Source organism: Corallococcus caeni, assembly GCF_036245865.1.
Classification (GTDB): Bacteria; Myxococcota; Myxococcia; order Myxococcales; family Myxococcaceae; genus Corallococcus; species Corallococcus caeni.
On the sequence record NZ_BTTW01000005.1, the window covers coordinates 558,973 to 572,905 of the forward strand.

Annotated in this window: 14 protein-coding genes; 3 read left to right on the forward strand and 11 right to left on the reverse strand. The window is 71.5% G+C overall.

Going from position 1 to position 13,933, the window contains the following annotated elements:
• Nucleotides 1-75: 75 nt before the first annotated feature.
• Genes AABA78_RS23590 through AABA78_RS23600 form a run of 3 tightly spaced genes read right to left on the reverse strand, consistent with a single transcriptional unit; the run spans nucleotide 76 to nucleotide 2,386 of the window.
• Nucleotides 76-1,020 carry a ribokinase gene (locus AABA78_RS23590; protein ID WP_338265994.1) on the reverse strand — a complete coding sequence of 315 codons (945 nt, stop codon included), beginning with the start codon at nucleotides 1,018-1,020 and terminating at the stop codon, nucleotides 76-78.
• Nucleotides 1,017-1,718 (reverse strand): dienelactone hydrolase family protein, encoded by a 702-nt coding sequence (locus tag AABA78_RS23595; protein ID WP_338265995.1) that lies wholly within the window; start codon nucleotides 1,716-1,718, stop codon nucleotides 1,017-1,019. Before AABA78_RS23595 ends, AABA78_RS23590 begins: the two co-directional genes overlap by 4 nt.
• Nucleotides 1,715-2,386: a phosphoribosyltransferase gene (locus tag AABA78_RS23600; RefSeq protein WP_338265997.1), complete on the reverse strand. Its 672-nt coding sequence runs from the start codon at nucleotides 2,384-2,386 to the stop codon at nucleotides 1,715-1,717. The genes AABA78_RS23595 and AABA78_RS23600 overlap by 4 nt, the downstream gene beginning before the upstream one ends.
• 263 nt (nucleotides 2,387-2,649) lie before the next feature.
• Between AABA78_RS23600 and adh the strand changes: the two genes are divergently transcribed.
• Both adh and AABA78_RS23610 read left to right on the forward strand, forming a co-directional pair.
• Nucleotides 2,650-4,176: an aldehyde dehydrogenase gene (gene adh / locus AABA78_RS23605; protein WP_338265999.1), complete on the forward strand. Its 1,527-nt coding sequence runs from the start codon at nucleotides 2,650-2,652 to the stop codon at nucleotides 4,174-4,176.
• A gap of 12 nt (nucleotides 4,177-4,188) precedes the next feature.
• On the forward strand, nucleotides 4,189-4,578 hold the full coding sequence (locus tag AABA78_RS23610; protein WP_338266001.1) for a DUF779 domain-containing protein: 390 nt from the start codon (nucleotides 4,189-4,191) through the stop codon (nucleotides 4,576-4,578).
• Here the strand turns inward: AABA78_RS23610 and AABA78_RS23615 are convergent.
• The 8 genes from AABA78_RS23615 to AABA78_RS23650 all read right to left on the reverse strand — a co-directional run bounded on the left by AABA78_RS23615 (nucleotide 4,559) and on the right by AABA78_RS23650 (nucleotide 12,469).
• On the reverse strand, nucleotides 4,559-7,525 hold the full coding sequence (locus AABA78_RS23615; protein WP_338266002.1) for a GAF domain-containing sensor histidine kinase: 2,967 nt from the start codon (nucleotides 7,523-7,525) through the stop codon (nucleotides 4,559-4,561). The two genes, AABA78_RS23610 and AABA78_RS23615, sit on opposite strands and share 20 nt — an antisense overlap.
• A gap of 155 nt (nucleotides 7,526-7,680) precedes the next feature.
• Nucleotides 7,681-8,634, reverse strand: a complete 954-nt coding sequence (locus AABA78_RS23620; protein WP_338266003.1) for an aldo/keto reductase — start codon at nucleotides 8,632-8,634, stop codon at nucleotides 7,681-7,683.
• Between the two features lie 39 nt (nucleotides 8,635-8,673).
• The gene (locus AABA78_RS23625) at nucleotides 8,674-8,949 is read right to left on the reverse strand and encodes a DUF5985 family protein (protein WP_171411921.1); all 276 of its coding nucleotides are present in this window, start codon (nucleotides 8,947-8,949) and stop codon (nucleotides 8,674-8,676) included.
• Nucleotides 8,950-8,951: 2 nt separating this feature from the next.
• Nucleotides 8,952-9,209, reverse strand: a complete 258-nt coding sequence (locus AABA78_RS23630; protein WP_171411922.1) for a DUF5985 family protein — start codon at nucleotides 9,207-9,209, stop codon at nucleotides 8,952-8,954.
• The gene (locus AABA78_RS23635; RefSeq protein WP_171411924.1) at nucleotides 9,202-9,612 is read right to left on the reverse strand and encodes a hypothetical protein; all 411 of its coding nucleotides are present in this window, start codon (nucleotides 9,610-9,612) and stop codon (nucleotides 9,202-9,204) included. The genes AABA78_RS23630 and AABA78_RS23635 overlap by 8 nt, the downstream gene beginning before the upstream one ends.
• 127 nt (nucleotides 9,613-9,739) lie before the next feature.
• Nucleotides 9,740-10,561, reverse strand: a complete 822-nt coding sequence (locus AABA78_RS23640) for a hypothetical protein (protein ID WP_338266006.1) — start codon at nucleotides 10,559-10,561, stop codon at nucleotides 9,740-9,742.
• 31 nt (nucleotides 10,562-10,592) lie between these two features.
• Nucleotides 10,593-10,982: a response regulator gene (locus AABA78_RS23645; RefSeq protein WP_338266008.1), complete on the reverse strand. Its 390-nt coding sequence runs from the start codon at nucleotides 10,980-10,982 to the stop codon at nucleotides 10,593-10,595.
• A 14-nt stretch (nucleotides 10,983-10,996) separates the two neighbouring features.
• A complete protein-coding gene (locus tag AABA78_RS23650; RefSeq protein ID WP_338266010.1) occupies nucleotides 10,997-12,469 on the reverse strand; it encodes an ATPase domain-containing protein in 1,473 nt (490 codons plus the stop codon).
• A gap of 82 nt (nucleotides 12,470-12,551) precedes the next feature.
• Between AABA78_RS23650 and AABA78_RS23655 the strand changes: the two genes are divergently transcribed.
• On the forward strand, nucleotides 12,552-13,898 hold the full coding sequence (locus AABA78_RS23655) for a TIGR00366 family protein (protein WP_171411928.1): 1,347 nt from the start codon (nucleotides 12,552-12,554) through the stop codon (nucleotides 13,896-13,898).
• Nucleotides 13,899-13,933: the final 35 nt, after the last annotated feature.

A 13,933-nucleotide genomic window follows, 5' to 3' on the forward strand; every position in this document is an offset into this window, starting at 1 on the left:
GTGGGGACGCGGTTCCGAGGCGATGCCGTTCGCCTCGCGGATCCGCCGCTGGAGCCTGTATCCCGGAGTTCTTCGCTACGACGGTGCGGGCTGGACGTCGGGCTTCACGTCCGCGAGCAGGCCTTCCACTTCATCCCGATACGGCAGCCCCGCCTGCGCTCCCAGCCGTGTCGTCGCGATGGCCGCGGCGGCGTGCGCGAAGCGCGCGGCGGTGAGGAGCGGCTGGGACTCCGCCAGGGCGACACAGAGCGCCGCGCAGAAGGCATCCCCCGCTCCGGTCGTATCCACCGTGTCCACCGGCAGGTGCGGCAGCCACGCCTCCTCCTCCCGTGACACCAGCAGACTGCCCCCGGGCGCCGCGATGATGGCCGCCCCCACGCCTCGCATCAGCAGATTGATGGCGGCGCGCCGCGCGGAAGCGCGGTCATGCACCCGGATGCCCGTCAGCGTCCGGGCCTCGGAGGCGTTGGGCCGGAGGACGTGCACGTCCTCCAGCAACACCTCCGGCAGCGGCACGGCCGGCGCGGGATCCAACACCACCCGGACACCCGCGGCACGCGCCAGACGGACCGCCGCCTGGACCGCGTCCAGCGGCACCTCCAACTGCACGAGCAACACCCGCGCGGTGGCGATCAACTCCGCGCTCCGCAACACGTCCCGGATGGACAGGCTGTGATTGGCGCCCGGCGCGGAGAAGGTCTGCTTCCTCCCGCCTCCATCCACCATCACCAGCACCGCGCCGGAGGGCTCCTCCGACGCGGGCACCACCGACTCCAGCGCCACGCCTTCCTGCGTCAGCCACGCCACCTGCGTCAGGCCGCGCCCATCCATCCCCACCCGCGCCACCAGCGCGGCACGCGCCCCCAACCTCACGGCGGCCACGGCGCCGTTGGCTCCCTTTCCTCCGAGCGCTTCCTGGAAGACGTCGCCCTGGGCGCTGCCTCCCGGCTCCGGCAACGACCTGCCTCGCACGAGGTAGTCCGTGGCCACGCCTCCCACCACCACGACGTCCGGGCTCATGGCGGGACCTCTGCGGACGGGCGCTCCCGCGCGGCCGTGGCCAGGTGCTGGAGGAACCAGTCCCGGGCCAGCAGCGCCGCCTGCTCGAGCGTCCCCGGCTCCTCGAACAGGTGGGTCGCCCCAGGGACGATCTCCAATTGCTTGTGCGTGCGCAGCGCCGCCAATGCCTGACGGTTGAGCGCGATCACCTGCGTGTCATCCCCACCCACGATGAGCAGCGTCGGCGCCCGCACCGCCGGCAGCACGGCGCCCGCCAGGTCCGGACGGCCGCCTCGGGACACCACCGCTCGAATGCCCTCGGGCGCACGCCCCGCGGCCACCAGCGCGGCCCCCGCGCCGGTGCTCGACCCAATCAACCCCAGCGGCTGGCGCTCCAGCCCTGGCACCTGCATCAGCCATCGCGCCGCCCCCTGGAGCCGTCGCGCCAGCAGCTCGATGTCGAAGCGCAGGTGCCGCGTCCACCGCTCGGCCTCCTCCTCTCCCGGCGTGAGCAGGTCCATGAGCAGGGTCGCCAGCCCCGCCTGCTCGAGCACTTCCGCCACGTACCGGTTGCGCGGGCTGAAGCGGCTGCTGCCGCTGCCGTGCGCGAACAGCACCACGCCCGAAATGCCCTCCGGCACGCTCAGCGTTCCCTCCAGCCACACGCCGGGCTCCGCCTCCAGCCGCACCGCGTGCTCCGACACCCGTCGCTCGTTCATGGCGCCTCCGGTGCAGACCCCTCACCGTGCGCCGCGCGCGCCAGCAGCTCGCGCACCTCGTCGTCGGTGGTCTGCGTGAAGTCCTCGTACCACTGGCCCACCGCGAAGAACCGCGCCGGGGTGTGGATGCAGATGACCGCGTCCGCTTCATCCTGGAGCGCCGCGCACGTCTCCGGCGCGCCCACCGGGACGGCCACCACGACGCGCGCGGGCGCGTGCTGACGAAGCGCCTGGAGCGCCGCCCGCATGGTGGAGCCCGTGGCCAGCCCGTCATCCACCAGGACCACCGTCCGCCCTTCGACGCGCGCCGGCGGCCTGCCGTCGCGGAAGAGCTGCTCCCGCCGCGCCAGCTCCCGCGCCTCCCGCTGCACGGCCGCCGCGATGGCCGCCCGGGCAATCCCCAGCCTGCGCACGATGCCCTCGTTGAGGACCGTGACGCCGCCCGTGGCGATGGCCCCCATGGCCAGCTCCTCGTGCCCGGGCGTGCCCAGCTTGCGCACCACGAACACGTCCAGCGGCACGCCGAGGATCCGCGCCACCTCGAAGCCCACGGGCACGCCGCCGCGCGGCAGCGCCAGCACCACCAGGTCTCCGCCTCCACCGAGCAGGACGCGGAGCCGCTGCCCCAACGCACGGCCGGCGTCGAAGCGGTCTCTGAACATTTGCATGCCATGCCCCCACCTTCTTGAGGTGGAGGACACGCCGGGCGCCAGCAAGGGCACACTGCCCGCTCGCTCGCAGCTCACCCGGGTGCTGGCACGCCCGCCAAAGCAGGCTGTGTATGCCTTTTCGGCACCCGATTCAGGCATCAACCATTAACAAACATTCACATCCAACCCCCTGCGCATGACGCGGAGCATCACCTGTCTATCGTCCGTTCCGCGTCAAACCCCCCGCACGTGCGCGTCAAAACCAACGCAGGGAGTCCCCCATGTCGAAGGTCTATGAAGCTCCGGGTCAGAAGGGCAGCAAGGTCGAGTACAAGAGCCGCTACGGCAACTACATCGGCGGTGAGTTCGTCCCGCCGGTGAAGGGCCAGTACTTCGAGAACATCAGCCCCGTCACCGGCCGCCCCTTCTGCGAGATTCCCCGCTCCACGGCCGAGGACATCGAGAAGGCGCTCGACGCCGCGCACAAGGCGAAGGACGCGTGGGGCAGGACGGCCGCCGGCGAGCGCGCCAACATCCTGCTGAAGATCGCCGACCGCATGGAGCAGAACCTGGAGATGCTCGCCGTCTCCGAGACGTGGGACAACGGCAAGCCCGTCCGGGAGACGCTCGCCGCGGACCTGCCGCTCGCCATCGACCACTTCCGCTACTTCGCCGGCTGCATCCGCGCGCAGGAGGGCTCACTCAGCCAGCTGGATGACAACACCGTCGCCTACCACTTCACCGAGCCGCTGGGCGTCGTGGGGCAGATCATCCCGTGGAACTTCCCGCTGCTGATGGCCGCGTGGAAGCTGGCCCCCGCGCTCGCCGCCGGCAACTGCGTCGTCCTCAAGCCCGCGGAGCAGACCCCCGTCACCATCCTCAAGTTCGCGGAGCTGGTGGGCGACCTCTTGCCCCCCGGCGTGCTCAACATCGTGAACGGCTTCGGCATCGAGGCCGGCAAGCCGCTGGCCAGCAACAAGCGCATCGCGAAGATTGCCTTCACGGGTGAGACGACCACCGGCCGCCTCATCATGCAGTACGCCTCCGAGAACATCATCCCCGTCACCCTGGAGCTGGGCGGCAAGTCCCCCAACATCTTCTTCGAGGACGTCTTCTCCAAGGACGACGACTTCGCCCAGAAGGCGCTGGAGGGCTTCGCCATGTTCGCCCTCAACCAGGGCGAGGTCTGCACCTGCCCCTCGCGTTCGCTCGTCGCCGAGCGCTTCTACGACGAGTTCATGGCCAGGGCCGTGGAGCGCACGAAGCGCATCGTGCAGGGCAACCCGCTGGACGTCTCCACGCAGATTGGCGCGCAGGCCTCCAACGACCAGTTGGAGAAGATCCTCTCCTACCTGGACATCGGCAAGAAGGAGGGCGCGAAGGTGCTCACCGGCGGCGGGCGCAAGGCGCTCCCCGGCGCGCTGGCGGAGGGCTACTACGTGGAGCCCACCATCTTCGAGGGCTCCAACAAGATGCGCGTGTTCCAGGAGGAGATCTTCGGCCCCGTCGTCGCGGTGGCGAGGTTCAAGGACGCCGAGGACGCGCTCGCGCTGGCCAATGACACGCTCTACGGCCTGGGCGCCGGCGTGTGGACGCGTGACCAGAACACCGCGTACCGCATGGGCCGCGGCATCCAGGCGGGCCGCGTCTGGGTGAACTGCTACCACCTGTACCCCGCGCACGCGGCGTTCGGCGGCTACAAGCAGTCCGGCATCGGCCGCGAGACGCACAAGATGATGCTCAATCACTACCAGCAGACGAAGAACCTGCTCGTCAGCTACGACCCGAAGCCCATGGGCTTCTTCTAGGACGCGCCGCCCATGCCCGTGCCGCGCGTCGAGGTCACGCCGGCCGCAGAGGCCCTGCTCCGCAAGATGCAGGGCCTTCACGGCCCGCTCCTCTTCCACCAGTCCGGCGGCTGCTGCGACGGCAGCGCGCCCATGTGCTTTCCGCGCGGCGACTTCCGCGTGGGACAGGAGGACGTGTACCTGGGTGAAATCGTCGGCACGCCCTTCTACATGTCCGGCCCGCAGTTCCAGCTCTGGCGCCACACCCACCTCACCGTGGACGTGGTGCCCGGCCGCGGCAGCGGCTTCTCCGTCGAGGCCCCCGAAGGCGTGCGCTTCCTCATCCGCTCACGCCTGTTCACCGACGACGAGTACCGCGCGCTGGAGCAGGAGGGGCCCCCGCTCAAGGGGCCGCGGCACTGAAGGTCATGTTCCGGGGCAGGCGCAGCGTGAAGGTGGCGCCCTGCCCCGGCTGGCTGTCCACGTCGATGCGGCCGCCCAGCGCCTCTACAATCTGCCGGCTGATGTAGAGCCCCAGCCCCAGGCCGCCGTAGTGCCGCTCGCTCACGGCGCGCTCGAAGCGGCCGAAGAGGCGCGGCAGCGCGTCCGCTTCGATGCCGATGCCCTCGTCGCGCACCTCCAGCCAGGCCTCGTCGCTGGCATCCACGCCCGCGCGCACCGTCACCGGGTGGCCCGCGCCATACTTCGCCGCGTTGGTGAGCAGGTTCACCAGCACCTGGTCCAAGCGCAGCGAGTCCCACTGGCCCGTCAGCGTGCGCGGCAGCTCCAGCCTCAGCGGACACCGCGCCTGGGTGAACACGTCCTCCAGCCGCTCCACCGCGTCGCGCGTCAGCTGCGCCAGGTCCACCTCCGCGCGCTCCAGCGCCAGCTTGCCCAATGACAGTCGGCTCACGTCCAGCAGGTTGTCCACCAGCGCCGTCAGCCGGTGCACCTGCCGCTGCGCGGTGTTGAGCTTCCCGGTGACGGGCCCCTGCGTGCCCGCGACCTCCAGCGCCCGGGCAATGAGGTTGTGCTGGAGGATGAGGCTGGTGAGCGGCGTCTTCAGCTCGTGGCTCGCCACGGAGAGGAACTCGTCGCGCAGCCGCACCGCGGACTGGGCGTCGTGGAACAGGCGCGCGTTCTCCAGCGCCACGCTCACCCGCAGCGCCAGCTCCTCCGCCATCGTCACGTCCGCGGCCACCAGCGTGCGCTGCGGGTCCGCGGTGAACAGCGTGATGACGCCCAGCGTGCGGCCGCGCGCGCGCAGCGGCACCGACAGCGCGGACGTGGGCGACAGGCTCTGCACCAGCGGGCGTTGCGCGTCGGTCGCGAAGACCTCGTCGCGCAGCTGGAGGTCCAGGCGCGACAGGAAGCAGACCTCGCCCGTCCGGAAGCACTGGAGCGCCGGGTGCGAGGCCCTCCGGGCCCTCCCCGGCGGGGACCTCAGCAGCGCGTCGTGTCCGGCCATGCGGTGGGCCGCCGCCACCTGGCGCAGGGTGCCGTCCGGCGCGGACAGGTCCACCAGGCAGCCGGTGGCCACGTGGTCCACCACCAGCCGCGCCACCTGGGGCAGCGCCTCCTCCACGTCGTCCAGGCGCAGCGCCAGCACGCGGCTGGCGTCCAGCAGCAATTGCAGACGCTCCTCGGCCTCCTTGCGCCGGGTGACGTCCGCCATCGCGCCGGTGAGCTCCGTCACCTTCCCGTCCGGCCCGGCGAAGGACTGTCCCACGCTGTGCATCCAGCGCGCGCCGTCGCGGCGCAGGACGCGGAACTCCAGCTCGAAGAAGCCCGGCGCCTCGCGCTGGAAGCGGTGGAACTCCGCCTCCACGTGCGGCCGGTCCTCCGGATGCAGCCGCTCCAGCGTGTCCCCCACCGGCACCACCGAGTCCACGGCCGCAAGGCCCAGCATGTGGTTGAGCGCCGCGTCGCGCAGCTCCCGGCCGCGCACCAGGTCCAGCCGCCAGGTGCCCATGTCGCCGGTCACCAGCGCCTGCCGCAGCCGCTCCGTGCGCTCGCGCAGCGCTTCGTAGAGCGCGGCCCGCTCCAGCGCCTGCGCGCACTGGTGCGCCAGCGCCTCCAGGAACGAGCGCTCCGCGGCCGGGAAGACGCGCGGCTCCGGCCACGCGAGCAGCAGCAGGCCGCGCACGCGCGTCTCACCCCACAGCGGCACCACCGCGCGCGCCCCCTGCCCCTGGCGGCGCGCCAGCTCCGCGTCCCGCGGGTGGCACGCGATGAACTCCTCCAGCGTGGAGAACCACCCCGCTTCGCGCCGGAGCTCCGGGGACCCCTTGGAGGCGGACCGGTCCGGCGGCCGGGTGAACGAGGCCAGCGCCTCCTCGGAGTAGCCCAGCACCCGCAGCGGGCGCATCCGGCCGTCCTCTTCCAGGGCCAGCACCGCGACGCGCGTGGCGCCGCTCGCCTCCCACACCTCGCGCGCCAGCACCTGCGCCACCGCGTCCTCGCTGGCCGCGCGGGACAGGGCCGCCGTCACCGCCTGCAACCGCGCCGTGCGCGCCTGGGCCTGACGGGCCTCGCCGTACAGGAGCGCGTTGTCCAGCGACAGCGCCGCCCTGCGGGCCAGCTCGCGCGCCAGCTCGAGGTCGCACTCGCCAAAGCGGCCGGCGGTGCCGGAGATCAATGACAGACACCCCAGCACCCGCCCCCGCGCCTCCAGCGGCACCTGGATCACGGAGCGGCAGCCCAGGCGCCACGCTTCTCCCAAGGCCGCGTTCCCGCGCGCCACCGCCTCCTGGACCTGGGGTTCGGACAGGTCCGGGATGAGGCGGGGCAGGCCGGTGCCCAGCACGTGGGCCACGCCCTGGGCGCCGTCCGCACGCAGGGGCCAGCGCTCCGCGATGGCATACACGAAGGGCGCGAGCGCGGGGTCCCGGTGCGCCGCGGCCCGGCGCACCACCTGCTGCGAAGGCGTGACGACGTCCACCGCGCACCAGTCCGCCAGCCCCGGCACCACCAGCTGCGCCAGCTGGCGCAGCACCGTGGGTTCATCCAGCGACGACGCCAGCACCTCGCCCGCGCGGGCCAGGAACGCGAAGCGGCCCTCCTCCGCGGAGGCGGACGGCCCGCCCGTCCGCGGCGGGACGCCCTCCACGGACGCGGCGGGGACGCCCCCCTGGGGGTCCATGACATTCACCGCCGCCCCGCCCCGCGTCCCCAGCGACACGGCCTCCCTGGCGGAGGAGGACGCCTCGTGCGTGACGGCGACGGCGGAGGCGACCGCCTCCGCCGCGCTCACGGACGCGTCCACGCCACCATGGGAAGGCGCGGAGACCGCGTCGTTCGTCTGGACAGCGGACGTCGGCGGTGGCTCACCGGCAGGCTCGGTCGAAGGCTCGATGGATGATTCGGGCATGGAGCGCGGGCCATGGCGTCACGGGGATGACGCCTCACCAGAAGGACGCTCCGATAATGACGGTCCCCCACGGGCCACAAGCCTCCATGGCCCCTGGATCCGGGACGAGTGTCCTCCAGGCAACCCGCGAAGGCCGGCCGCTTGCGCCAGGTGACTCAGCCCGCCGTGACGTCCGGTGAAGGCGGATTCCACCACACCTCGCCCTTGTCCTGGATGGCCGCGTGCGCCCGCTCGCGCACCGCCTGGAGCCCGGCCGCGTCCAGGGGCCCGAAGGCCGCGGCCGCCTGGAGCGCGGCGTCCTGTTCGTTCGGGAAGCCCATCCCCAGCAACATCACGTCCGGATCCAACGTGAGCGTGTAGCGCACGCACTCCTCCACCGACAGGTGCGGCAGCGCCGGCGTGTCCCGCGCCTCGCCGCCGGAGCCCACCTTGCCGCGCGGACGCGCCTGGAGCGGCCGGCCATAGCCCTCCGTGTCCCCCAGCAGCTTGCCCGCGCCGAACGTCTTGAAGGACACCACGCCCACGCCGTGCGCACGCGCCAGGGGCAGCACCTGCTCCACGTAGCGCGCGTCCACGAACGGCCCCAGCGGGAACATCACCACGTCACACCGCCCGGAGCGCACCGCCGCCACCAGCGCGTCCGGGTGGTGGCAGGAGATGCCCCTGAAGCGCGCCTGGCCCTTCGCCACGCACGCCTCCAGTTGCTCCAGCGCGCCGCCCGGCCGGGCCAGCGCCTCCCATTGCGCCAGCGACTTCACCGCGTGCAGCGCGAACAGGTCCACCGACGGCAAGCCCAGCCGCCGCAGGGAGTCCTCCACCTGCGGCGCCACCGGCGCGTCCAGCACGTCCACCTTGTCGATGACGAACACGCCCTCGCGACGGCCGCGCAGCGCCTCCCCCACCACCTCCTCGCTCAGGCCGTCCTCGTAGCCGGGCGCGGTGTCGATGACGTTGAGCCCCGCGTCCAGCGCGCGCACGAGCGTGGCGATCAGCGACTCGCGCGGCACCGAGCGGTCCGCCAGGTCGCCAATGCCCACCGCCGTCGCGGTGAAGCCCGTGCGCCCCAACGGACGGCGCGGGGTAAAGCGGGGAAGCGAGGTCGTGCGCATGAAGGAGTCCTCCCGAGGGTCAGGCGGAAGAACAGCCTCTCACCGCGGCTTGCGCCCCGCACGGTTCTTGTCCCAGATGGCCCCCAGGATGAGCAGGTAGGCCACCAGGCGCACGACGAACAGGTAGTGGATGCGCTCCGTGTCCAGGTCCGGCCCCACCACCGTGCCCAGCACGTTGTGCAAGCCCATCAACGTGAAGGCCAGGGAGAACAGCGCGAACAGCCGGTCCTTCGACTGGAGGTAGAAGCGCAGGAAGAACAGGGCGCACGCGAGGTACGCCATCATCACCGCGCCATCGAGCAGGGTCTTCAGCATGCTCAGGACACGTCCCAGATGAGGCCGAAGAGCAGCACGCTGCCCCCCGCGAGCGACGCGAGGGTGCGCGCCAGCGACAGGTCTCCGGCCGGGATGAGCACCAGATCCACGAAGAGCAGCACGTTGTTCACCGTCAGGACGGAGAAGCACAGGCCGCTGTAGAGCAGCAGCTTCATCCGCGTGCGCCGCCAGGCCCTCAACAGCAGCACCGCGCACGCCGCGCTCGTCAACGCGCACAGGATGTAGACCACCTCAGCCATGTCCGTTGCCGTCCTTGTCCTTGTCCTGCTTGAACACGAACGCGTCCGCGAAGCCCCTCACCCGGTCCATGGGGCGTGAGAAGATGAACGAAATCACACTCACGCGGCGCGCCGAGTACGCAGCAGCCAGCTCGGCCGTGTCCTGCACGTCGTCCGACCGGCCGGGGCTGAACCGGTAGGAGTCCGCTACCCCATCCTGGAGCAGCAGCCCTCCCGTCTTCAGCTCCGCCATGCGGCGGGCCGCCGAGGCTTCGGTGATGCGCAGTTCCAGGGCCACCGCCGACGCTGACCACGCCCGGTCCGTCCGGGCGCGAAGCAGGAGGAGGACCTCCAGCTTCTCGATGGAATCGATGTGCGTCGTGATGAAGCGCTGGACCCGTGAGGAAAGGCCGGCGTCAGTCACGCCTCCACCTATGGACCTAGATACTTTGTGAATCAACCTTTTCGGTGAGGGCGGTTGTTCACAGTTTCACACGAGCCGGTCCCCTGCCTGGTCCGGGTCCGTCAGGGCAGGGGGTGCCTGATTCCGCCTAGTTGCGGACGCGAGGGGCAGGGGCGCGCACGCGGACGTCCATGCGGGCATCACCGGCCACCATGCTGCTGATGGCCTCCGGCTGGGACGGGGTCAGGCGGGCCACGGCGCGCAGGGCGGCCACCAGGATGAGGGCCTCCAGGCTGGAGGGCACCGCCAGCCCCTGGGGCCCGGCCTTCACGGGCAGGGGCAGCCGGGGCAGGCGGCCGGCGGCGGACAGCGCCTCCACGGCGTAGGCGGGGCGGCCCTCCAGCGACACGGTGATGGCGGGCAGCGCCTTGGCCTCCGCCTCCGCGCCGTGCACCTGGAGTTCAAGGAGCCGCCCCAGCGCGCCGGGGGACAGGTACAGGGCCAGGCCGGAGGGGCCCTCGTCGTCGCCGTGGAAGACGCAGCCCTCGTAGGTGTGCTCGTGCGCGCCCGTCACCTCCACGACGAAGGCCTGGCTGTCGTCCCAGTGCGTCCAGGGCATGGCGTCCCAGAACTCCGTGGCGGCCTGGACGAAGAGCAGCGCCTTGTCACTGCCCAGCCCGGACACGCCCAACTGCCCCCACGCGAGGAAGGTGGCGATGGCCGCCCGCGCGGAGAGCGCCGCGGGGGACGGGGGCGCCACGGCCAGGCCCAGCTCGGCGGCGGCGTCCGCCAGCGCGGGCTCGCAGGACACCTGGGACGGCTCCAGGCCGGCGGTGAGGGCGCGCACGCCGGCGACGTCCGTCTGTTCGAAGACGGGGGCGGACGGCTCGCCCGTCTCGCCAATGCGCAGGTAGACGCCGGTGGTGCCCACGGAGAGGGGCACCGGACCCAGCTTCAGCAGGTGGAACATTGCGGACCCTCCGGGCACGCGGTCTTTCGCCTCACCCTCCCCGGGCGCGGGGGTTCGCGTCCAGGGACCTGCGGACCAGCTTCATCAGGGCGCGGATGTCGAACGGCTTCTGGAGGAACTCCATGGCCGGGTGCAGGCGCTTGAGGCCGTTGACGTCCACGGCGCTCATGCCCAGCACGGGGATGTCGCGCAGGGACGGGTCCTGGAGGATGCGTTCAATCAGCGCGGGGCCGTCCAGCACGGGCATCATCCAGTCCGTCAGCACCAGGTCCGGCTTCACCTCCGCCATGCGCTCCAGGGCCTCGCGGCCATGGGACGCCGTGAGCACGCGGTAGCCCTCCTCCCTCAAGAGGTCCGCGAGCGCCTCCAGGATGCCCTGTTCGTCGTCCACCACCAGCACGGTCTCGGTCGCGGGAACCACGGGTCCTCTGGGGGTCAGGAGTGGTTGCCCGGGAAGCGGGCGATGCCGGTGAGCAGCAACTCGGGCGACGGCTGGAACGGGGGCTGGATCTCGATTCCCTGGGAGGTGATGAGGAACTCGCGCAGCGTCGGGTCGTAGTCCGCGTCGCGCAGCTTGAAGATGGAGAGCAGTCGCCGCAGGCGGCCGTTGAGCTCCAGGTGGCGCATGAACAGCAGGTTCTCCGCCACGCCAGACAGGCCGGTGCCCAGGGGGACGTCCATGTCCGGGCCGAAGAGGCGCGGCGTCTCCAGCGTGAAGACGGTCGTCACCCCGTGACGTCGCAATTCCTGCGTCAGCGCGGCGAAGAAGGGGCTGATGCGCGCCGGCTCGTGCGTGGTCTCCACCATGGCGCTCAGGCCGTCCACGAACAGGCGCTTCACGCCGCGCTTGCGCACGTCCTCCAGCATGTTGTGCGCCACCAGGTCCAGGTTGCACTCGGCGGGCATGTTCCACTGGAGCACCAGCCGGCCGTCCTTCACCCCGGTGCCCAGCGACAGCCCCACGTTGGCCGCCTTGTGCAGCAGCCGGTCCGGCCCCTCATAGAAGCTCACCATCAGGCCGGGCTCGCCCAGGCGCAGCCCTTCAGCCAGGTGGCTGGCGCCCAGCAGCGTCTTGCCGCAGCCCGGCGGCCCCATCACCAGCGTGGTGGACGCCGCGGCGATGCCCTCCGGGATCATGGCGTCCAGCGTGGGCACGCCAAAGCGCACCCGCTGCGTGCCCCAGTCCGGCGGCTGCGCGCGGCTGGCCATGGACTCCAGGCGGGGGAACACCTCCAGCCCGGCCTCCGAGATGCGGAAGTGGTGCGAGCCATTGAGGCTGGCGCTGCCCCGGAACTTGCGCACCTGGAGCTCGCGCCACGACCGCATGGCCGCCGTGCGCTCGCGCAGCTCCAGGATGCCGTCCACCATCGTGTACTCCGGGTGCACGGTGGGGCCCACGCTGCTCGTGAGCAGGAGCGCGGTGAAGCGCGACAGGCCGGCGGACACCTGGAGTTCGTGGATGAACTTCTTGAAGTCGCGGCTGCTGCCCGCGGCCTCCTGCGCCTGCACCAGGCCGTCCAGCACCAGGATGCCCGCGCCGTGGTTGCGCATCTCCCGGCGCAACAGCTCCAGCAGCCCCGGCAGCCCCTGCTCCTCCAGCATGCGGAAGCCGCTGACGTAGTAGATGCGCTGGGGCAGCTGGGAGGCGTCGAAGAACGCCATGCTGCGCAGGTTCGCCAGCATGCGCGAGTGCGACTCCGCCAGCAGCGTCACGTACAGACAGCGCGTGCCCTGCTGCGCCTGCGAATAGCAGAGCTGGTTGGCGAAGATGGTCTTCCCCGCGCCCGGCTCCCCCACGACGATGTAGACGCCTGAGGCCACCAGGCCGCCGCCCAGGATGGGGTCCAGTCCGGGCACGCCTGTCGCGATTCGCTCGAAGGCGGGAGGGTGCTGCTCGCTAGGGGACATGGCGACCGCTCATACCGTAAAACCCGCAGTGTCGCTCCGGGAGTTTGTACCGGAGCCCCCTTGACCGCCTGGAGCCTTCACCGTGGAAACCCTCGTCCGGCTCGCCGAAGGCCTGGGCCGCTTCTCCGCGCGCTTCGTCCCCAGCGCCTTCGCCATCGCCGTGCTGCTCACCCTGCTGACCATGGCGCTGGCCCTGGGCTGGGTGGGGGCCGCGCCGCCGGCGGTGCTGGACGCGTGGGGCGGCGGCTTCTGGGAGCTGCTCACCTTCTCCATGCAGATGGCCCTCGTGATGTTCACTGGCTATCTGCTCGCGCTCACCGCCCCTGTGAAGGCCCTGCTGGAGAAGGTCGCCCGCCTGCCCCAGAGCCCCCGGAGCGCCACCGCGCTGATGGCGGCGGTGTCCATGGCGCTCGCGTACTTCAACTGGGGTCTGTCGCTGGTGGCCAGCGCCATGCTGGTGCGCTTCATCGCGCGCAGGCGCCCGGACGTGGACTACCGGCTGCTGGTGGCGTGCGCCTACTTCGGGCTGGGCGCCACGTGGCACGCGGGGCTGTCCGCGTCCGCCCCGCTGCTGGTCGCGACGCCGGGGCACTTCCTGGAGAAGCAGCTGGGGGTCATCCCCATCGACCGGACGCTGTTCTCCCCCTTCAACGTGGGCCTCACGCTGGCCGCGGTGGCGCTGCTCACGGCGCTGGCGTGGGCGCTGCACCCGTCGCCTGAGCGCACCGTGCGCGTGGAGCCCGCGGTGCTGGAGAAGCTGGGCGACTTCGTCCCGCCGCGGAAGCCTCAAGGCCGCCTGAGCCCCGCGGAGTGGTTGGATCACGCGTGGCTGCTCAACGCCCTCTTCGGCGTGCTGGGGCTGCTGTGGTTCGCGCGGCACCTGTGGCTGAACGGCGGTTGGAAGGCGCTCAACCTCAACGTGGTGAACTTCACCTTCCTCACGCTGGCGGTGCTGCTGCACGGCACGCCGGCCCGGCTGCTCAAGGCGAGCGAGGAGGCCGCGAGCGTGCTGCACGGCATCGTGCTGCAGTTCCCGCTGTACGCGGGCATCTACGGCATCTTCAAGGCCACGGGGCTCACGGACCGCATCGGGGAGCTGTTCGTGTCGCTGTCCACGCGGGAGACCTTCCCCGCCATCGTGTACCTCTACAGCGGCGTGGTGAACTACTTCGTGCCCTCTGGCGGCTCCAAGTGGGCCATTGAAGCGCCCTACCTGCTGGACGCGGCGGGGAGGCTGGGCGTGGCGCCGGAGAAGGTGGTGCTGGCGTACGCCTGGGGGGACATGGCCACCGACCTCATCCAGCCCTTCTGGGCGCTGCCGCTGCTGGCCGTGGCGCGGTTGGAGTTCAAGGACATCCTCGGCTTCCTCCTGGTGGCCTTCCTCGCGTACCTGCCGCTGGTGACGCTGGGCTTCTTCCTGTTCGGATAGCGCGGCGCGCCGTGCGCCGTGCGCCGTCCTGGGAA